This is a genomic window from Streptomyces gobiensis (assembly GCF_021216675.1).
Classification (GTDB): Bacteria; Actinomycetota; Actinomycetes; order Streptomycetales; family Streptomycetaceae; genus Streptomyces; species Streptomyces gobiensis.
In genome coordinates, this window is the sequence record NZ_CP086120.1 from 40,739 (window position 1) to 60,185 (window position 19,447).

Below are 19,447 nucleotides of genomic sequence, written 5' to 3' on the forward strand. Positions count from 1 at the left end.
GCCGGGCACGCTGGGTGTCGTAACGCTTGCTACCGGGTTCAGGCACCATGATCACCTCACGTTGCGGCGGGTTCCCCGACGGCTGCGTCGGGAAACGCCGGATGCCTGTCGGCTGAACGGGTAGTCCTCGAACGGCATGGGGCTGACGTGCCCCGGGGGTGAGCATGACTCCTCCAGCGGGGGGTACCGCCGCACTCATGGCCGGTATCGAATTCAAGAGCTCCGCATTCAACGACCACGATCTGATCCCGCACCGCTACACGATGGACGGGGAGAATGTCTCACCCCCGCTGACCTGGTCAGGCGTACCGAGTGAGACGGCCGAACTGGCCCTGCTGTGCGAGGACCCCGACGCGCCGTCGGGGACCTTCGTCCACTGGCTGGTCACTGGCATCAGCCCTGACAGCGGGGGTACGGACAGCGGGCAGACGCCACCGGACGGCGTCCCGCACACCAACGGATTCGGTGAGCAGGGCTGGGGCGGGCCGCTCCCTCCGGTGGGCGACTCGCCCCACCGGTACTTCTTCCGGCTGTACGCTCTTCCCCACCCCGTTGCCCTGCCGGACGACGCGACGGCCGATGATGTGCACCGGGCCGTCGACGAACGGCAGCTCGCGAGCGGTACCTTCGTCGGCCTCTATCAGCGCTGACGCACCGGCGGCCGGTCACCGGCAACCGGCCACCAGCGGCGGTAGCGGCAAGGAGGCAAGCGCATGAGCACGCCGGGTGCGTTCGCCACCCGGCGGGACGCCCTGCCACTGACCCCCGGAATCGCTCGATCCGCTGCTCGACCGTATCGGCGACGCGCGGTATGCCCTCGTCGGCGAGGCGTCCCACGGGACGGCCGAGTAATACGAGTGGCGGGTCGCGCTGACCCGCGGGCTGATCGAGGAGAAGAACTTCTCCTCCGTGGCGGTGGAAGGTGACTGGCCGGACTGCCAGACCCTCAACTCCAGCGTGATCGCGGATCCCGGCACCCGCGAGGGACCACAGGCGGTGCTCGAAGGCTACCGGCGCTGGCCCACCTGGATGGGCGAACGCCAGTGTGCTGGACTTCGCGCTCTGGCGGGGCGGCGCAACGCCACCCAGCCCGCCCGCTCGCCCTGCGGCTCGTACGGCGGCTTGCAGCACCGGCGACGAGTCCGCTGGCCGCTCGCGCAACGGTGGCGGTCAGTCCCTGCGGGAACGGCGGCGTGGCAGAGCGCCCAGAACGACCATGGCCAGGCCCAGCCCGAAGTGCAGCCAGTCGTCGGCCTCGTTGACCGGCAGGAAGTTCGCCTCACTGGCCTTGGTCACGACCAGCCCGTACACCCATAGCGCCAGGTAGATCAGCCCACCACCGATCAGGAACACCCGGGCCGACGCCACTCCCAGCGACATCACGAGTCCGGCCAGTCCGAAGGCCACATGCACGAGGTTGTGCAGGATTGACACCTGGAAGATCCCGAAGAGCTTCGCCGACGACTCATGGCCGGCGAACTCCATCGCACCGTAGTCGGTCGTTACGGCGGGTATGAATCCCAGCGCCCCCACCACGAGGAAGACGATCCCCACCAGCAGCGCCGCCGTGCGCACCAGCGCGCCACCGGTGGCTGGGGCGCGCCTCGCACCAGTGCCGGCCATCATCACCATCTCCGCTCTGAAACGACAGTCGATCGTTCCGGCGTACCCCGGTCCTGCCAGGGAAAACGGCATGGCAAACGGTGTCGGGGCACGGGGCGTCCGCTCAGGCGGGCGCAGCCCGGCGAGTAGCTAAGCAAGCGCTCAGTAAGGCATCCTCTTCTCAGCGTCCACCGACCAGCGAATGAGGCCCGCGCCATGGCGATACCTTCTCTCCTTCTCTCCCGTCGCGATCTGGACTTCCTGCTCCGCCAGTGGCTCGACACCGAGGAATTGACGCGGCGCCCCCGTTACGAGGAGCACTCCCGGCAGACCATCGACGCCGTGCTCGACCTCAGCGAGCAGCTCGCCACCCGTTATTTCGCACCGCACAACAAGCGCAACGACCAGGAAGAGCCCCGCTTCGACGGTGAACACGTCCAGCTGATCCCTGAGGTCAAGGAGGCCCTGGACGCGTTCGCCGCCTCCGATCTGCTCGCCGCATCGATGGACGCGGAGCTGGGCGGCATGCAGTTGCCGCACGTGGTGTCCACCGCGTGCTTCGCCTGGTTCCAGGCAGCCAATGTCGCCACGTCCGCGTATCCCTTCCTCACGCTCGGTAACGCCAACCTGCTGTCCGCGCACGGCACCGCCGAGCAGATCGCCACATACGTCCGCCCCATGCTCGCGGGCCGCTTCTTCGGCACGATGTGTCTGTCCGAGCCACAGGCCGGATCCTCACTCGCCGATGTCGCCACCCGGGCCGAGCCACAGCCGGACGGGACCTACCGGCTCTTCGGCAACAAGATGTGGATCTCCGGCGGTGAGCATGAGCTGGCCGAGAACATCATTCACCTGGTATTGGCCCGCGTCCCCGGCGCGCCGGCCGGAGTGCGCGGGCTTTCGCTGTTCATCGTGCCCAAATACCTGGTCGGAGCGGACGGGGCCGTGGGCGAGCGCAACGATGTGGTGCTCGCCGGGCTCAACCACAAGATGGGCTACCGCGGCACCACCAATACCCTGCTCAACTTCGGCGAAGGCCGGCACCGCCCCGGCGGTGCGCCGGGCGCGGTCGGGCAGCTCGTCGGAGAGCCCCACGGGGGGCTCTCGTATATGTTCCACATGATGAACGAGGCCCGGATAGGGGTCGGTGCCAGCGCCGCCGCGCTCGGCTACACCGGCTATCTGAAGTCCCTCGACTACGCCCGTACCCGTCCACAGGGCCGCCCCGTCACGGACAAGAACCCGGCCGCCCCGCAGGTGCCCATCATCGAGCACGCCGATGTACGGCGGATGGTGCTCGCCCAGAAGTCCTATGCCGAGGGCGCGCTGGCTCTCATCCTCTACTGCGCCCGGCTGGTCGATGAGCAGCGCACCGCGGACACGCACGAAGCCCGGGAGCGGGCCCGCCGGCTGCTGGACGTGCTGACCCCGATCGCCAAGAGCTGGCCGTCCCAGTGGTGTCTGAAGGCCAACAGCCTCGCCATCCAGGTGCATGGCGGCTACGGCTACACCCGCGAGTACGACGTCGAACAGCATTACCGCGACAACCGGCTCAACCCGATCCATGAGGGCACCCACGGCATTCAGGCGCTTGACCTGCTCGGTCGTAAGGCGGTCATGGACGGCGGTGCGGGTCTGGCCGCGCTCGGCGAGGCCATCGGCGACACCGTCACGCGTGCGGTGGCCGCAGACGGCGAAGCTGCCGGGCACGCCGAGGCGTTGCGGGCTGCCTGGCAGCGGGTCGGCCCGGTCACCGCTGCCCTATGGGGTTCGGGTGATCCGGAGAAGGCACTGGTCAACGCCTCTCTGTATCTGGAGGCGGTCGGGCATGTGGTGCTGGCCTGGATCTGGCTCGACGTCCTGCTCGCCACCGACCCGGAGGGCGATGACTACCACCGCGGTAAGCGCCAGGCATGCCGCTACTTCTTCCGCCATGAACTACCCCGCGTCGGCCCGCAGTTCACGCTGCTCGAATCGCTCGACACCACTGTCCTGGACACCGATCCGGACTGGCTGTGAAGGGACGAGTCCGGCTGTCCAGGGTCTTTCCTTCGCGGGCGGACGAGCGTGGTTGAGGCTGCCCCACCCCCGGGGCGGGGTGGGGCAGTATCTCCGGATGCGCGGCCGTCAGCCGACTCGCTCGATCCGGGCCTGGCGGATCAGGAACTTGTTGGGCTCACGCACCTGCTCGAAGGCAGCGTTGTTCAGCAGCACGCAGCTGCCGGAGACGGAGGTCACCTCCACTGTGGTCGACTTGTTGTTGTCCAGATTGGTCACCTTGAGCGTGGTTCCGGCCGGGAACTCATTGCTGGAGGCAGCGGGAGCGCCCCCCTCACCCGAGACGGTCACCGTCGATCCGGCGCAGACCTCCTCGCCGTCGCCTTCGGCGGGAGGCTCCGCGACTGGCGGCTCTTCGGCAGGAGGCTGTGCCTCCACTCCCCCACCCCCTACTTCGCAGCCAGATGCCGCCTGCTTTCGCTTGATCTCCTCAATGACGGCCTCCCGGTTGGCGATCCTCGCCTCCGACTGGGCGTCGGGTTCAGCCCGTTGACCCGCGATGAACCTCTCGTTGTTGCCCAGCGCCGTGGCCAGACCGTCACAAGCCACCGATGCCTGGCTCGTTCCTGACATCACCGCGGCGCCTCCCGAGACCAGCGCGGCAGCACCTATCAGCAACACAATCTTCTTCCTGCGGCTGACCGTTCTCTTGCGGGACACCTGCAACTCCTGTCCTGAGACAACATGGCCCACGGAGACGCTTCATCCGTGTGCCATGGAGAACGCAGGCCGGGAAGGGCAGGCTCAACCTCCCAGTAGCTCTAGCGCAATCGCACAGTCCGCTGCGTGCGGCGGGCCAGTCGGCCATCATGCGCCGCCGCAGGGAGCGCCGTCGTCTGTGCGCTCTTCGGCTCAGCCCGCCGGTGCCACCTGCACCGGGAAGCCATTGAGGACCGCGGTGCCCGAGAGCGGGTCGAGACGGGTGCCGTCGAGAAGCTGGTTGACGTTCGCGCCCGGTTCGGTGGAGGCGACCGACAGCTGGGTGCCGGGCCGGTCATGACCCCAGCCGTGCGGGAGGCTGACGACCCCGGTCCGTACCGTATCGGTCACCTCCACGGGCACCTCCAGCTCTCCGCCGTCCCCCTTCACCCGGGCCGGCGCGCCGTCCGCCAGGCCCAGCCGGGCCGCATCCTCGGGGTGGACCTGCAGGGTGCAACGGTTGCTGCCGCCGCGCAGCCCGGGCACGTTGTGCATCCAGCTGTTGTTGGAGCGCAAATGGCGGCGGCCGACCAGCACCAGTCCCGCGGGCCGCTCGAACACGGCCCGACGCAGCCGGGACAGATCGGCGGCTACCGGCTCCGGGTACAGCTCAACCTTGCCGCTGCGGGTCCGCAGCACCTGCGGAATGCGCGGGGTGAGCGGCCCGAGGTCGATGCCGTGGGGGTGGGCGAGCAGCTTGTCCAGGCTCAGCCCGTCCGGCTGGGCGCCGAAGCCGTCGCCGTACGGGCCGAGCCGCAGCATCAGGTCGAGCCGCCGCTCGGCCGAGGTGCGGCCGGTCAGCTGGGTGGCGAGCTCCGCCGGTTCGCGGCCATGTACCGGTGAGTGTGGATCGGCCACGGCCTTGCCGAGGGTGCCGTCGATCACCATGGTGTCGACGGCCGCCGGGTCGGTGCCGTTCATACCGCTGACGCACAGCACAAGCCGGGCGAGAATCTCGCTCTCCGCCAACTGGTCCGCTGCCAGCGGTAGGACTTCGCGGGTGTAGCGCACCTGGTTACGGACGGCCAGAGCGTTGAAGGCGAAGTCGTAGTGCGGGCTCTGCGAGGGGCGTGGCGGGGGCAGCACGACGTGTGCGTGCCGGGAGGTCTCGTTGAGATACGGGTCGACGCTGACCATGAAGTCGAGCGTCTCCAGCGCCCGGTCCAGCCGTTCCCCGTCGGGCGCGGACAGGACGGGATTGGCCCCGATGGCGATCACCGCGCGTACCCGTCCCTCCCCCGGCGTGTCGATCTCCTCGGCCAGCGCGGCCAGCGGGAGCTCCCCCTTGGCCTCCGGGTGCCGGCTGACCCTGCTGTGCCAGCGTCCGAGAGCGAATCCCTTGCCGGGCGCCGCTGGGCGGGGTGCGCGGGCGGTGGCGGAGAGCGGGAACATCGCGCCGCCGGGCCGGTCCAGATTGCCCGTCAGGGCATTGAGGACATCAACGAGCCAGTTGGCGAGGGTGCCGAATTCGACGGTGGAGTTACCGACCCGGCCGTAGACGGCAGCCGTGGGGGCAGCGGCCAGCTCCCGGGCGAGCTCTCTGATCTCCTCGGCGGGTATGTCGCAGGCCCCGGCTACGGCCTCGGGGGTGAATTCGGCGGTGGCGTCACGGACTTCGGCCACGCCCTGCATATGTTCTTCCAGGGTGCCGAGCTGGACCAGGTCTTCTGCGAAGAGCACATGGGTGAGGGCGGCCAGCAGCAGCGCGTCTGTGCCGGGCCGGATCGCGACATGCCGGTCGGCGAGCTTGGCGGTACGGGTACGCCGGGGGTCGACGACGGTGAGCCGCCCGCCACGGCGGCGCATGGCACGGAGCCTGCCGGGGAAATCCGGGGCCGTGCACAGGCTGCCGTTCGAGTCCAGTGGGTTGGCGCCGAGGAGCAGCAGATGGTCCGTACGGTCCAGGTCGGGCACCGGGATGGCACTGGCGTCGCCGAACAGCAGTCCGCTGGAGACATGCTTGGGCATCTGGTCGACCGTGCTGGCCGTGTACAGACTGCGGGTGCGCAGCGCGCCAAGGAGAACGGGCGGATAGAGCCCTCCGGCGACGGTGTGCACATTCGGGTTGCCCAGGATCACGGCCACCGAGTCCGGCCCGTGCTCCTCCAGCAGCGGGCGCAGTCCTGCGGCGACGGCGGCGAAGGCCTCGTCCCAGCTCGCCTCCTCCAGCTGCCCGTCGCGACGCACAAGCGGCCGGGTCAGCCGGTCCGGGTCGCCGTCGAGCTCGCCGAACGTGGCTCCCTTGGGGCAGACGAAGCCCGCGCTGAATACGTCCGCACGGTCGCCGCGGGCACCCGTGATCCGGTCGCCCTCCACGGTCAGGGTGAGACCGCACGTGGCCTCGCACAATGGACAGATACGCAGGGCGGTACGGCTCATCGGTCCCTCCCGGGCAACCAGCGGCAGCGGTGACGCGATCGGCCATCACCATACCGACCAGTACGCATGTTGCCTATGGCCGCACAGGCCGTCGGTGGGGCGGCGGGCAATATGATCACGGTGCACAATGTCGTCGCGGCCTGCGCCACGGTGGGCCTCGTCGGCAACCGGTCACGGCCGGCAAGGGCAGGGTGGTCGGGGAGGACCCACAGGAGCCACGATGAAGATCGCTCTTTTCGTCACCTGTATCAACGACATGATGTTCCCCCGCACCGGTGTCGCGGTGGTGCGCATCCTGGAACGGCTCGGGCACCGGGCCGACTTTCCGCAGCAGCAGACATGCTGCGGCCAGCTGCACGCGAACACCGGCTACCAGGACGAAGCCATGCCGGTCATCCGGCAGTTTGTGCGTACATTCCAGGGCTACGACGCGGTGGTGGCGCCGAGTGGATCCTGTGTGGCCATGGTGCGCACCCTCTACCCCCAACTCGTCGGCAAGGATCCGGATCTCGCGGCCGCGGCCGCCGAGCTGACCTTGCGGACATACGAACTGTCCGAGTTCCTGATCGATGTGCTCGGGGTCACCGATCTCGGCGCGTCCTTCCCGCACCGAGCGACCTACCACCCCACCTGCCATGGGATGCGGGCGCTGAGGCTGGGCGAGCGGCCCCTGGAACTGCTGCGCCATGTGGACGGCCTTGAGCTGATTCCGCTGGAGGGCGCGGAAGAGTGCTGCGGCTTCGGGGGTACGTTCTCCGTCAAGAACCCGGCGGTCTCCGGCGCGATGCTGGACGACAAGTGCGCCGCCGTCCTGCACACCGGCGCCGACTACATCCTCGCCGCCGACAACTCCTGCCTGACCCACATCGGCGGCGGGCTGCACCGACGGCAGGCGGCGCCGCGGCCGCTGCACTACGCGGAGGTACTGGCCTCATGAACGCCGCCCACGGCAAGGGCCATCTGTATGGTCCCGCGCGCTTCGAGCGGGCGGCCCGGACCGAGCTCGCCAAGCCCCAGCTCCGGGAGAACCTCCGGCACGCCACCCACACCATCCGGGACAAGCGCGCGGAGGTGGTCGACGAGCTGCCCGACTGGGAGCAGCTCCGTGAATCGGGCCGGGCGATCAAGGCACAGGTCGCCCGGCGGCTGCCCGAGCTTCTGGAGCGGTTCGAAGCGGCGGCCGTCAGGGCCGGGGCGACGGTGCACTGGGCCCGTGACGCTGAGGAAGCCTGCCGGATCGTCACCGGGCTGGTCCAGGAGACCGGGGCCAGCGAGGCCGTCAAGGTCAAGTCCATGACGACTCAGGAGATCGGCCTCAACGAGGCCTTGGAGGCCGCCGGGATCGGCGCCTATGAGACCGATCTGGCCGAGCTGATCGTCCAGCTCGCGGATGACGCCTCGTCACACATCCTGGTGCCCGCCATCCACTACAACCGCGAGGAGATCCGCGACATCTTCCGGCAGCGGATGCCGGGGGCCGCCGACACGCTGTCCGACGCTCCGGAGGAGCTGGCCGAGGCCGCCCGGACGCATCTGCGTCGGCGTTTCCTCTCTGCCCGGGTCGCGGTCTCCGGCGCGAACTTCGCCGTCGCCGACACCGGCACCCTGGTGGTCGTGGAATCGGAGGGGAACGGCCGGATGTGCCTGACTCTTCCTGACACTCTGATCAGCGTGGTCGGGATCGACAAGCTGGTGCCGAGCTTCGCCGATCTGGAGGTGTACCTCCAGCTGCTGCCGCGGTCCTCCACCGGTGAGCGGATGAACCCGTATACCTCGCTGTGGACGGGCGTCACCCCTGGTGACGGCCCGCAGCGGATGCACATCGTGCTGCTGGACAACGGGCGCTCGGCTACCCTGGCGGACCCGGTGGGCCGGCAGGCGCTGTCCTGCATCCGCTGCTCGGCCTGCCTCAATGTGTGCCCGGTGTATGAGCGCACCGGGGGGCACGCGTACGGATCGGTCTATCCAGGGCCGATCGGCGCGATCATCTCCCCGCAGCTCACCGGCGTCGCGGAGAACACCTCGCTGCCGTACGCGTCGTCGCTGTGCGGCGCGTGCAACGACGTATGCCCGGTAAAGATCGACATTACCGATGTGCTGGTCCGTCTGCGTGGACAGGCGGTCGACAGCAAGCGGGGTTCGCCGTCGGCCGAGCGCGTCGCCATGCGGCTGCTGTCCTGGGTCATGTCCGACCCGCGACGCTACGACAGGGCGCTGCGGGCCGCACGACGCGGTACGGCCCCGCTTGCCGCACTGCTCGGTGGCCGTCGGACCATCCGCCACCTTCCGTGGCCGCTGTCGGCCTGGACTTCGTCGCGCGACGCCCCGCTGCCCGCGGCCGAGTCGTTCCGGGAGTGGTGGCAGCGCGAGCAGGCACAGAGAGGAGAGACGCCGTGAACGCTCGGGAGGAGGTCCTTGCCCGGCTGCGTTCGGCCCTCGGTGACGGCCCGGCGGAGGTGGCCGTACCGCGGGCGTACCGACGCGACAGCAGCCATGACCCCGACCAGCTTGCGGAACTGTTCGCCGACCGGCTGGCCGACTACCGGGCCGGGGTGCACCGGACCAGCGTTGACCGGCTCGCCGAGACCGTGGCCGCCCTGCTCTCGGCGGGCGGTCCACTGGCCGTTCCGCCGGATGTGCCCCAGCCGTGGCTCGGGGCGTACGACGGCCGGGTCCTGGTGGATGGCACCCCCGCACCACTGGGAACCGAAACGCTGGACGGCGTCGCGAGCGTCCTGACCGGATGCGCGACCGCGATCGCCGAGACCGGGACCATCGTGCTCGACGGTGGGCCGGCTCAGGGCCGACGTCTCCTCACGCTCATCCCGGATCACCATATCTGCGTCGTGCCTGTCACCGATATCGTCGGCACGGTGCCCGAGGGACTTGAACGCCTGGTGCCGACCCGGCCGTTGACCTTTATTTCCGGGCCCTCGGCCACGAGTGATATCGAGCTGCGCCGGGTGGAGGGCGTCCATGGGCCGCGTCGGCTCGATGTTGTCCTCGTGCGCTGATGCGAGCACCCGCACAGGCCGCTCGCCTGCGACATGAGCGGCGGGCCGGCGGCGGCCACTGGCCGACGGGCTTCGATGCCAGGACCGGAAGCGGCACACTGCCGCCCGCCGTGCCGCGGGACGGGCCGTCATGGGCCATCGCCGCGTGGTGTGTACGCCATCAGCAGCAGGGCTACGTCATCGGGGCGGTCCGGGGTGCGCCGGGCCTCCTGGACGAGCCGGTCGGCCATCTCCTGCAGCGAGGTCGCCGCGCTGTGGGCGAGGCGGGAGCGTATGACGTCGATACCGTGGTCGATGTCGCGGCCGGGCTGCTCCACCAGGCCGTCGGTGTAGAGGGCCAGGACCGAGCCCGGCGGCAGGTTCAGCCGTGTCACGGGATATTCGGCCTCAGGGTCGACGCCCAGCAGGGTTCCGCCGGCCAGGTCCAGGGCCTCGGTGTGCCCGTCCGGGTGGCGCAGCAGCGGCGGCGGGTGGCCGGCCCGTACGGCCTGCGCGTGGCCGGTGGCCGGGGAGATCTCGACATAGCAGCAGGTGGCGAAGAGCCCCGGGTCGAGCTCGGCGAGGAGGTGGTTGGTGCGGGCCACCACCTCGTCCGGGGGCAGGCCGCTGGTGGCCAGGGCCGAGACCGCGCTGCGCAGTTGGCCCATGATGGCGGCCGCCGCGACGTTGTGCCCCTCAACGTCGCCGATGGCCAGCGCGACGCCCCGGCCGGTCGCGATCACGTCATACCAGTCTCCGCCGATCTCCATGCCCTGGGTGCCGGGGAGATAGCGGCCGACGGTCACCACCCCGTCGATGTCCGGCAGCCGGTGCGGGAGGAGACCGTGCTGCAGCCCGCGGGCAAGGGTGAACTCGGCGTCGTAGAGCCGGGCGCGTTCCAGTGCCTGGGCGACGAGGCCGCCCAGGGCGGTCAGCGCCGCTCGGTCTCCGGCGGAGAAGGTGCGCGAGGCTGCGAAGCCGAGAATGCAGGAGCCGACCTGGCGGCCGGACGCGATCAGCGGCAAGAACGCCCACGAGCCCATGTGGTCCAGCGGAATGCCCGGGTAGGCGGCAGACAGCTGCTGCGGGGAGTCGAAGAACATCGGGGCGCCATGGGTGAGCGCCTGCACTCCGGGCAGTGGCGCGTCCAGCGGTACGCCCTCGAACTGGTTGAGGAAGCCCTCGGGGTAGCCCAGCTGCCGGGCCAGGAACATACGCCGTTCCCGGACCATATAGATGGCCAGTTGGTGGCCGCCGAACGCGGGCAGGAGCTGGTCGGCCACGACATCGCATACCTCACGGACCGTGACCGCCTTGGTCAGCACGCTGGCCATATGGACCACATGGTAGAGAGCGCCGGGCCGGGCGAGTGCCGGCGGTGGCTGGGCGGGCGTTCTCAGCGCGGTCGGCTCTTCCTCCTCGGGCGGCTGGGTGGGCACGACGGTACCGGTCAGGCCGTGCACATCCGGGTAGAGAAAGAAGGCCAGCCAGCGCTCGGCCGGGCCCCGGACCACAAAGGAGGTCGGTTCCTGGGAGAGCATCGCGGCTCGGTAACGGTCCTCGTAGGCGGGGTCGGAGAGCCAGGGCAGGAATTCCCACGGGTGGCGGCCCAGGACGTTCTCCCGTTCGATGCCCAGCAGCATCTCCAGACGGTGATTGGCGTAGGTGAGCCTGCCGTCCTGGTCGAGGGAGAAGACGCCGTCCGGCAGACGCTCGGAAGCCTCAGCGGCCGTGACACCCTGCTCAAGATCTACGACCGCCCCCACCAGATGACGCCGGGCCCCGGTCGCCTGGCCTTCCGGCAAGCGACCCCACAACTCCACCGGGCGAGGTCTGCCCTCGCCATCGAGCACCCGGAACCGGCGGCCGAGCACCCGCCCGTTGTCCGCGGCGTCACGGGCACAGGCCTGAAGCTCATGCACATCGTCGGCGACCACCCGGGCGGTCAGCTGGGCCACCGTGCCGTCGCATGCCGCGGGATCGATCCCGAAGATCGCGCATGTCTCATCATCGGCGGCGATCAGCCCTGTTGTCAGCTCCCAGTCGAACAGGCCGATACGGACGGGGGTCCCGGCATCGGTCGGCAACCGGACGGCCACCGGGTCGCCTTGGTGTTCGAGGGAACGCCCTTGGGCGGCATACGCGGCCAGGGCGGCGCCGAGCCGGTTGACGACGCCACGCAGCCGACGGCGCTCGGTGACCGTCAAGTCCGCTCCCTTGGAGGCAACCCGCAGGATGAAGACCACTCCGACCGTCTCATTCCCGGCGCGGATCGGGGAGCACAGGTAAGCGAACGGATAGGGCAGGATGGTGGCGAACTGGGGGAAGCGGCGCATCCTTTCCCCCGCGTCGGTCAGATAGACACTGCGCGCCGTGCGATACGCCGTGGCGGCCGGGAACCCGCCCGAGACCGGGATACGCCACCAGGACCGCAGCAGCGAACGGGGCACACCCGCCAGCGAGGCCAGTACGAGCGAGCGGCCGTCTCGCGAGCGTATGAAGACGCCCCCGCCATAGCCGCCAGCGGCTCTTACCGCCTTGACCAGGCCTTTGGCGAGGATCCGCGACAGCTCTCCGGAAGCGGCCCCGCCCCTGGGGCGCTGCTGCCCCCGCTGCCCGAGCGCGTCCATATGCCCACCGGCATCTGAAGCAGCGTGTGCTGCGGCCCCTGTCTCCGGCGTGTCCTCACCCATCTGCTCGCCTTGACCTCCCTGGCCGAACGCGGGCGGGAGAAGGCCGCACGGTACGGCCGGCGGCACCGGGCGTTGTTCTCTGCGTTCTCTGCGTTCTCTGCGTTCTCTGCGTTCTCTGCGTTTCCGCGAACGGCCCTCGCGCGCCCTATGAACAGCATGCTCCGCCGCATGGCGATCGGCGCGCCGAAGCCCGCTTCGACTACGCGTTCGATTCCATGGAGTGGCCCGCGCCCCTCCTGCCCGGGGGCACAATCAGCCAGCGAGGGCTACGGCGCCACGGGGAATCTGGCGCATCAGCGCGCTGTGCGACGCGGGTTTCCCGGCTACCGTGATGCGGAATGCAGGGAGAGCCTCCAAGAAAAGGGGGCGTGGTGAACTGTACGAAGTGCGGAGCTGAAGTGATCCAAGGGCCAGATGGAAGCTGGGCGTGCAACAACTGCGGGACGACCGGATGAGCAGCACGCTGCCCTCCCCCGCCATGCACTGCGCGCACTGCGGCAGTGTCGTCTACGAGGGTCCGCATGGCGGCTACGTCTGCGGCCAGTGCTTCCATACCGTAGAGCCCCCGACCCAGGCCGAACCCCCGCCAGTACCGGGGGACTGACCTCGAGGGTGTCGCCGCTGCACCAGGCAGCGGTGACACCCTGAGGTGAGAGCGGGGAAGACCCGGCTCGTTTCCGCGGCCTCGTTTCCGCGCGCCTGGTTTCCGCGCGCCTGGTTTCCCCGCGACATCTCGTCATCGCCGAGCGCGGCCACCCTGCCACGCGGGCTCCACTGAGATCAGCGTTAAATCACCCGTTTGCCACTTTCGCACCATGAGCACCATCTGTGAAGCTGGAACGACCCACAGTGATCGCACCACGGCCACGTCAGGAGCACCCATGATCCTGTCGATCTCCGGCGTCGTACTGCTCGGAGTGATCGTCTTCCTCTTCTTCCGCAAAGACGGGCTCAAGCTGTCGCACGCCTTCGTCTGCGCACTCTTCGGCTTCTATCTCGCGGGAACCGCTATCGCGCCGAGCATCCAGGCGGGCAGCGCCAGCCTCGCCAGTCTGCTGGGTGGGATCAAGCTCTAGACACCAGAGCAGGAGGTCGGTGTGGTCCGGCGACCACTCGCCCAGGGGCGGGATATCGCATGCACGCTCGCGGACAACGTTGTTGATGTGCTGTATCCGCTGATTGTCGTGATCAGAGGCTTGGGGCGGCTGGCCGGTGCGGGGCAGCGGTGGTGGGTACGTACGCCGAGGGAGCGACGCGGGCCCGCGCTGTTTCTCGGGGCCGCGAGTGCGCTGGTCGTGGGGCTGATGCCGCACGGGCCGCTGCTCGCCGGCGGCGGTCTGCTGGCGGTTGCCGCCTGGCATGGGCGGGGACCTCGCCAGGGCGAGCCGGCGGAGGAGCGGGCTGCCCGGCTGCAAGCGGTGTACGAGGCGCTGGTGCCCTACTTCTCGCTGGCGGAGGACACCAGCCCATATCCCCTCTACGCGCATGACGGTTCCTGGGAGCGCGTCTTTCTGGCGTATGAGTTCACTTCCTCCGGGAGGCTTGGGCGGTTGCTGCTGAGGTATCCGGCGTATTTCCGGGATGGGGAGCCGGAGGCGCGTATGCGGATTCAGCAGGTGCTCTGCGCGAAGGTGGGCCGGGGGCGGGAGTACCGGTTCGAGTGGGACGAAGAGGAAAACGAGCTTGAGGTGACGGCGCTGCCGCCGCTGCCCACCGATATCTGCGCGCAGCGCTTTGTCGCCGCGCCCGGGGAGATGGTGCTGGGGTTCACCGACTCGGACGCCGTGCAGCGGACGGTCCCGGTGGCGGACGGTGTGGAGTCCCGGGATGTCCCGCCGGTGGTGTGGCGGACAGGGCCACGGTCGACCGAGCCGCACTTGCTGGCCCTGGGTCAGCCCGGGTCGGGGACGACGACGCTGCTGCGTTCAGTGGCACTGCAGGCGTTGCAGCACGGTGATGTGCTGGTGATCGACGGCTCGGGAACGGGTGAGTACACCTGTCTGGCGGGACGGCGGGGAGTGCTGTCGGTGGAGTCCACGCTCGTCGGCGCGCTGGCATCGCTGGAGTGGGCGGCGCATGAGACGGAGCGGCGGCTGCTGGCCGCCAACCGGGCCCGGCAGGGGGGCCGCCCCGCGCCGGAGGATATCGATCGGCCCTTGTGGGTACTGGTCGACCGGCCGGCCGTACTGAGCCATCTGGCGCTGACTGAGGGGCGGCCGGATCCGCAGAAGCTGTTGCAGGTGGCGCTGCGGCACGGCCGGGCCGCCCGGGTGACGGTCGCGCTGGCGGACCAGTTCGAAGGGGCGGACGGTCTCGGCCAGGCCATCCGGGCGTATACGCGGGCCCGGGTGGTGCTGGGACCCGCGACGCCGGATCAGGCGCGGGCGGTGCTCGGGGAGCCGCCGCATACGACTCCCCTGCAGCAGATGCCGCCGGGACGGGGGTACGCCCGGCTGGGATCCGGTCCGGTGCACCGGCTTCAGGTGCCGGTGACCCCGGACCCGTACGACGATTCGGCCAGCGAGGCTCATCGGGCGGCCGTGCTGGCGCTGCTGCCGGAGCGGCCGGTGCCGGTCCGGGAGTGAGGAGCGGGTTCAGGCGACGAAGGTGCGGGGGGCTTCGGCCTCGATGGCCGCGCCGCTGGCGACCAGGCGTGCGGCCGCCGCGAGCCGGGTGGCGGCTTGGGTGGCGACCGGTCCGGCGACGGTGAAGGGCAGCCGCACATAGCCCTCGAAGGCGCCGTCCACGCCGAAGCGGGGGCCGGAGGGAACGCGGACGCCGAGCCGCTCTCCCGCCTCGGCGATGCGGGACCCCGACAGGCCACCGGTGCGGGCCCAGAGAGTGAGGCCGCCGTGCGGGACGGTGAACTCCCAGTCGGGCAGGTGCTCGCGGACGGCGGCGACCAGTGAGTCGCGGTTCTCCCGGGCGCGGTCGCGGCGGATGGCGATGGCCTCTTCCCAGCCGTCAGCGGCCATCAGCCAGGCGATGGCGAGCTGTTCGAGTACGGGGCTGCCAAGGTCGGCATGGGCGCGGGCGGCGATCAGGCTGCGGATCACATCGGGAGTGGCGCGTACCCAGCCAATGCGCAGGCCTGCCCAGAGTGCCTTGCTGGCGGAACCGACGGTGATAACGGTGGAGCCGCCGGGGTCGAAGGCCGCTACGGGGCGGGGCGGTTCGGCGGCGAGTGCGGGGTCGAGGGCGAGGTCGGCCATGGACTCATCGACGACCAGGGCGGCACCGGCGGCCCGGGCGGCGGCCACCAGGTCGCGGCGCTGGTCCTCGGTGGCCAGGGCCCCGGTGGGGTTGTGGAAGTCGGCGACGACATAGGCCATACGGGGGGCGGCGGCACGGAGTGTCTGGCGCCAGGCGGGCAGGTCCCACCCGGCCAGGCCATCGGCCATGGCGACAGGGACGAGGCGGGCGCCGGCATCGCGCATGAGCTGAAGGATGTTGGCGTATGAGGGGTGATCGACCGCGATGCGTTCGCCGCGCGGGGCCATGAGACGGCAGATGGCGGCGGCAGCGCCCATGGCACCGGTGGTGACCATGATCTGTTCGGGCATGGTGGGGACGCCGCGGGCGGTGTAGCGGTCGGCGAGGGCCTGACGGAGGGCGGGAAGGCCGGCCGGGTAGTCGCCGTGGGTGTGGGCGTATGGGGGGAGGTCGGCCAGCGCTCCCTGAAAGGCCCGGGTGAGCCAGGGTTCGGGGGCGGGCAGGGCGGCGCAGCCGAGGTCGATCATGGTGCCGGTGGCCTCCGGCGGGAGGGGTTCAAGGCCACGGGTGGGCAGCGGATTTCCGGCTGGGACGGAGGTCCAGCTGCCCGCGCCACGGCGGGATTCCAGAAAGCCGTCGGTGCGCAGGGCCTCGTAGGCGGCGGCGACCGTGGTGCGGCTCACGGCGAGGGCGGCGGCGAGTTCACGCTCGGCGGGGAGGCGGGCGGCGACGGGGATACGGCCTTCGAGTACGAGGAGGCGGACACCGTCGGCGAGGGCACGGTAGGCCGGGACCCGGCGGCCACCGTTGCCGTCAGCGGTGCGCTGCGAGCCAATGAGCCGGGCGAGCTGCGGGGCACCTACCGCTGAGGTCCACTGGGTCATTTCCGGTCCACCTTCCGGGATTGGCCATGAAATTGGCCTGTGTAGCTCCAGGATGTCATGGGTCGGGCCGCTTCTGCCAGGCAGGTCACTGCCGCCCGGAGGCGACCGGCCACGGACCAGATGCGTGCGCTGCTGGATCTCGGAGTGGATGGCATCATGACCGATCACATCGAGACACTGCGTGAGGTGCTGGTCGAGCGCGGGGCCTGGCTGGCCTGACCGCCGCATCTGAACGGGGACACAGGGGGCGTGTGTGGGTGCGGAGGTCCTGAGCGAGGCCGCCGATGGAGCGGCCGGGCGCAGATATGAGCAGCGCGGATGGTACTGCTACGAGTGGGCCATCTCGGTCTTCTCCACGAGCGTCATCACCGTGTTTCTGGGCCCGTATCTGACGGAAGTCGCCAAGGCCGCCGCGGATGCGGACGGCTATGTGCACCCGCTGGGGATTCCGGTACGGGACGGGGCGTACTTCGCGTATGTGGTCTCGGCCTCGGTGCTGCTGTCCGTGCTGGTGATGCCCCTGGCCGGAGCGATCGCGGACCGTACGGGGCGCAAGAAACCGATTCTGGGCGGCTTCGCCTATCTGGGGGCGGGCGCGACGGCGGGTCTGTTCTTCCTGGACGGGGAGCGTTATCTGCTCGGTGGCGTGCTGCTGATCGTGGCCAATGTCGCCTACGCGGCGTCGGTGGTCGTCTATAACGCCTTTCTGTCGCAGATCGCGGTGTCCGAGGAGCGGGACGCGGTGTCGTCGACAGGACAGGCCTTCGGCTATGCGGCGGGGGCTTTGGTACTGGTCGCCAACCTGGCGCTGTTCTTGGGACACGAGGGGCTGGGGGTCTCGGAGGGGACGGCGGTACGGATCTGTCTGGCGTCGGCCGGGCTGTGGTGGGGGATCTTCACGATCACGCCGCTGCGGCGGCTGCGGGAGCGGCCCGGTGAGTTGCACGGCGCCCGGGTCTCGCTGGGCGGGGGCTGGCGGCAGCTGATGGGCACCCTGCGCGAGCTGCGGCGGTATCCGCTGACGCTGCTGTTCCTGCTGGCGTATCTGCTCTACAACGACGGTGTGCAGACGGTGATCGCGATGGCGTCGGTCTTCGGCTCGCAGGAGCTGGGAATGGACCAGACGTCGCTGATCAGCGCGATCTTGCTGGTGCAGGTGGTAGCCGTGGGCGGTGCGATGCTGCTGGGTCGGCTGGCGGACACTATGGCGCCAAGCAGACCATCCTGGGGTCCCTGGTGGCCTGGACCGTGACGGTGGGGGCGGCGTATTTCCTGCCCGCCGGGGAGCCGCTGTGGTTCTTCGCGTTGGCGGCCGCGATCGGCATGGTGCTGGGCGGTACCCAGGCGCTGTCGCGGTCGCTGTTCTCGCAGCTGGTGCCGAGCGGGAAGGAGGCGGAGTACTTCTCGCTGTATGAGGTGAGCGATCGCGGGACGAGTTGGCTGGGAGCGCTGCTGTTCGGTGTGACGTACCAGCTGACGGGTAGCTATCGGGACGCGATCATCTCGCTGGTGGTGTTCTTCGGGCTGGGTTTCGCGGTGCTGCTGAGGGTGCCTGTGCGGCAGGCCGCGGAGGCGGTGGGCAACACTGTGCGGGGGCGGATTTAGGGCCTGGGCCGTGAGCCCGGTAGTGTACGCCTTCGGCCCGCCGGATGGACCGTTACTGCACGCCAAAGATACGCGAACGCTGGGTGACATCTCCTAATAGATGTGACAAAGCGGGCACCGGGGGGTACAACAAGGGGCGGCACGACGGGCGACGCATGTCCCATTACGGGAATCTTCACCGCCGACCGGACGTTGACCGGATGACGACGACAGCGACACCTGTCCTGTGGGCGACAAGCCCGGGAGGCACGATTCATGAGTGAGCGAGCTCTACGCGGCACGCGACTCGTGGTGACCAGCTACGAGACCGACCGCGGCATCGACCTGGCCCCGCGCCAGGCGGTGGAGTACGCATGCCAGAACGGACATCGGTTTGAGATGCCGTTCTCGGTGGAGGCAGAGATTCCGCCGGAGTGGGAGTGCAAGGTATGCGGCTCCCAGGCCCTGCTGGTGGATGGCGAGGGCCCCGAAGAGAAGAAGGGCAAGCCCGCGCGTACGCACTGGGACATGCTCATGGAGCGGCGCACCCGCGAAGAGCTTGAGGAAGTGCTGGCCGAACGGCTGGCGGTCCTTCGCTCGGGTGCCATGAACATCGCCGTGCATCCGCGGGACAACCGCAAGTCCGCATAAGCGGCATTGCTGGCGTGAGGGCTTGGAACGCATCTGGCGTTCCAAGCCCTCACGCTATTTCTCTTTTTCTCTTTATTTCTTCCTGTTTCTCTGTCTTTTTGTCTCTCTTCTCGTCCGTCTAATCCTTTTCGCCCTTTTTATCCTTATCGCGGATGACCTCGCCCGGCACGACCTTGCCATCGGGCCGGTGGATACGGATCTGCTCCGTCATCCCCTGGCCGAAATAACGGTCGGTGACACGGCGCAGCAGCGCCGCGCTGGGCGGGAAGAGACACAGCAGCCCCACCGCGTCGGAGACCAGTCCGGGAAGCATGAGCAGCAGCCCGCCGAGCATCGCCAGGGCATTGCCGCCGCCGCTGTCACGGGATCTCCGGGAGCTGCGGGCGGCCTCGTGCGGCGTGCCGTGCTGAAGGCTCTCAGCGAGATTGCGCCAGGCTCGGCGGCCGGCCCGCTTGATGGCGATGGCGCCGAGCACAAAGCCGGCGATGATCAGGGCGAAGACGGCCAGTCCGCCCGCCGTGTCGGCCACCACGGTGAGGAGCCAGATCTCCAGCACCGCCCAGGCGGCCACGCCCAGCGGCACCAGGGTGCGGGTGAGGGAGCGGCGTGGAGGCGGCGGCGTGGCGTCGGGGCCGCCGGAGCCGGACTGCCGCGGCGGGGGCTCGTAGGGGTACGGTTCGCCGGTCGTCAT

15 protein-coding genes and 4 pseudogenes are annotated in these 19,447 nt (G+C 69.6%); 13 read left to right on the forward strand and 6 right to left on the reverse strand.

Annotated elements, in window-relative coordinates:
- Positions 1-197: 197 nt before the first annotated feature.
- Positions 198-650: a YbhB/YbcL family Raf kinase inhibitor-like protein gene (locus test1122_RS00225; protein ID WP_232267111.1), complete on the forward strand. Its 453-nt coding sequence runs from the start codon at positions 198-200 to the stop codon at positions 648-650.
- A 235-nt stretch (positions 651-885) separates the two neighbouring features.
- Positions 886-1,023 (forward strand): annotated as a pseudogene (locus tag test1122_RS26535) (erythromycin esterase family protein); the annotation flags it as partial.
- A gap of 147 nt (positions 1,024-1,170) precedes the next feature.
- On the opposite strand, the gene test1122_RS00235 reads toward test1122_RS26535, so the two are convergent.
- The gene (locus test1122_RS00235) at positions 1,171-1,626 is read right to left on the reverse strand and encodes a DUF4383 domain-containing protein (protein WP_232271684.1); all 456 of its coding nucleotides are present in this window, start codon (positions 1,624-1,626) and stop codon (positions 1,171-1,173) included.
- Between the two features lie 192 nt (positions 1,627-1,818).
- Between test1122_RS00235 and test1122_RS00240 the strand changes: the two genes are divergently transcribed.
- Positions 1,819-3,621: an acyl-CoA dehydrogenase gene (locus tag test1122_RS00240; RefSeq protein ID WP_232267112.1), complete on the forward strand. Its 1,803-nt coding sequence runs from the start codon at positions 1,819-1,821 to the stop codon at positions 3,619-3,621.
- 108 nt (positions 3,622-3,729) lie between these two features.
- On the opposite strand, the gene test1122_RS00245 is transcribed toward test1122_RS00240, so the two are convergent.
- Entirely contained in the window at positions 3,730-4,320 is a 591-nt protein-coding gene (locus test1122_RS00245) for a septal ring lytic transglycosylase RlpA family protein (protein WP_232267113.1), read from the reverse strand.
- Positions 4,321-4,512: 192 nt separating this feature from the next.
- A complete protein-coding gene (locus test1122_RS00250; RefSeq protein ID WP_232267114.1) occupies positions 4,513-6,738 on the reverse strand; it encodes a molybdopterin oxidoreductase family protein in 2,226 nt (741 codons plus the stop codon).
- 75 nt (positions 6,739-6,813) lie between these two features.
- Here test1122_RS00250 and test1122_RS26745 point away from each other — a divergent pair.
- The 4 genes and pseudogenes from test1122_RS26745 to test1122_RS00265 form a co-directional block, all read left to right on the forward strand.
- Positions 6,814-6,900: pseudogene (locus test1122_RS26745) on the forward strand (L-lactate permease); the annotation flags it as partial.
- Positions 6,901-6,958: 58 nt separating this feature from the next.
- Positions 6,959-7,675, forward strand: a complete 717-nt coding sequence (locus test1122_RS00255; protein ID WP_232267115.1) for a (Fe-S)-binding protein — start codon at positions 6,959-6,961, stop codon at positions 7,673-7,675.
- Positions 7,672-9,135, forward strand: a complete 1,464-nt coding sequence (locus test1122_RS00260) for a LutB/LldF family L-lactate oxidation iron-sulfur protein (RefSeq protein ID WP_232267116.1) — start codon at positions 7,672-7,674, stop codon at positions 9,133-9,135. Before test1122_RS00255 ends, test1122_RS00260 begins: the two co-directional genes overlap by 4 nt.
- The gene (locus test1122_RS00265; protein WP_232267117.1) at positions 9,132-9,752 is read left to right on the forward strand and encodes a LutC/YkgG family protein; all 621 of its coding nucleotides are present in this window, start codon (positions 9,132-9,134) and stop codon (positions 9,750-9,752) included. The genes test1122_RS00260 and test1122_RS00265 overlap by 4 nt, the downstream gene beginning before the upstream one ends.
- A 128-nt stretch (positions 9,753-9,880) precedes the next feature.
- On the opposite strand, the gene test1122_RS00270 is transcribed toward test1122_RS00265, so the two are convergent.
- The gene (locus test1122_RS00270) at positions 9,881-12,361 is read right to left on the reverse strand and encodes a SpoIIE family protein phosphatase (protein WP_232267118.1); all 2,481 of its coding nucleotides are present in this window, start codon (positions 12,359-12,361) and stop codon (positions 9,881-9,883) included.
- 490 nt (positions 12,362-12,851) lie between these two features.
- Here test1122_RS00270 and test1122_RS00275 point away from each other — a divergent pair, with 490 nt between their 5' ends.
- From test1122_RS00275 to test1122_RS00285, 3 genes are all read left to right on the forward strand, one after another.
- Complete coding sequence (locus test1122_RS00275; protein WP_232267119.1) at positions 12,852-13,028, forward strand: hypothetical protein; 177 nt, start codon at positions 12,852-12,854, stop codon at positions 13,026-13,028.
- A 277-nt stretch (positions 13,029-13,305) separates the two neighbouring features.
- Positions 13,306-13,500 (forward strand): hypothetical protein, encoded by a 195-nt coding sequence (locus tag test1122_RS00280; protein ID WP_232267120.1) that lies wholly within the window; start codon positions 13,306-13,308, stop codon positions 13,498-13,500.
- 21 nt (positions 13,501-13,521) lie between these two features.
- Positions 13,522-15,009, forward strand: a complete 1,488-nt coding sequence (locus tag test1122_RS00285) for a hypothetical protein (protein ID WP_232267121.1) — start codon at positions 13,522-13,524, stop codon at positions 15,007-15,009.
- 9 nt (positions 15,010-15,018) lie between these two features.
- Here the strand turns inward: test1122_RS00285 and test1122_RS00290 are convergent, their stop codons facing one another.
- Positions 15,019-16,521: an SCO1417 family PLP biosynthesis transcription factor gene (locus test1122_RS00290; protein WP_232267122.1), complete on the reverse strand. Its 1,503-nt coding sequence runs from the start codon at positions 16,519-16,521 to the stop codon at positions 15,019-15,021.
- 114 nt (positions 16,522-16,635) lie between these two features.
- Here test1122_RS00290 and test1122_RS00295 point away from each other — a divergent pair.
- The 3 genes and pseudogenes from test1122_RS00295 to test1122_RS00305 all read left to right on the forward strand — a co-directional run.
- A pseudogene (locus tag test1122_RS00295) lies at positions 16,636-16,740 on the forward strand (glycerophosphodiester phosphodiesterase); the annotation flags it as partial.
- 34 nt (positions 16,741-16,774) lie between these two features.
- Positions 16,775-18,126 (forward strand): annotated as a pseudogene (locus test1122_RS00300) (MFS transporter).
- A 255-nt stretch (positions 18,127-18,381) separates the two neighbouring features.
- A complete protein-coding gene (locus tag test1122_RS00305) occupies positions 18,382-18,756 on the forward strand; it encodes an RNA polymerase-binding protein RbpA (protein WP_232267123.1) in 375 nt (124 codons plus the stop codon).
- A gap of 118 nt (positions 18,757-18,874) precedes the next feature.
- On the opposite strand, the gene fxsA is transcribed toward test1122_RS00305, so the two are convergent.
- Complete coding sequence (gene fxsA / locus test1122_RS00310) at positions 18,875-19,447, reverse strand: FxsA family membrane protein (protein ID WP_232267124.1); 573 nt, start codon at positions 19,445-19,447, stop codon at positions 18,875-18,877.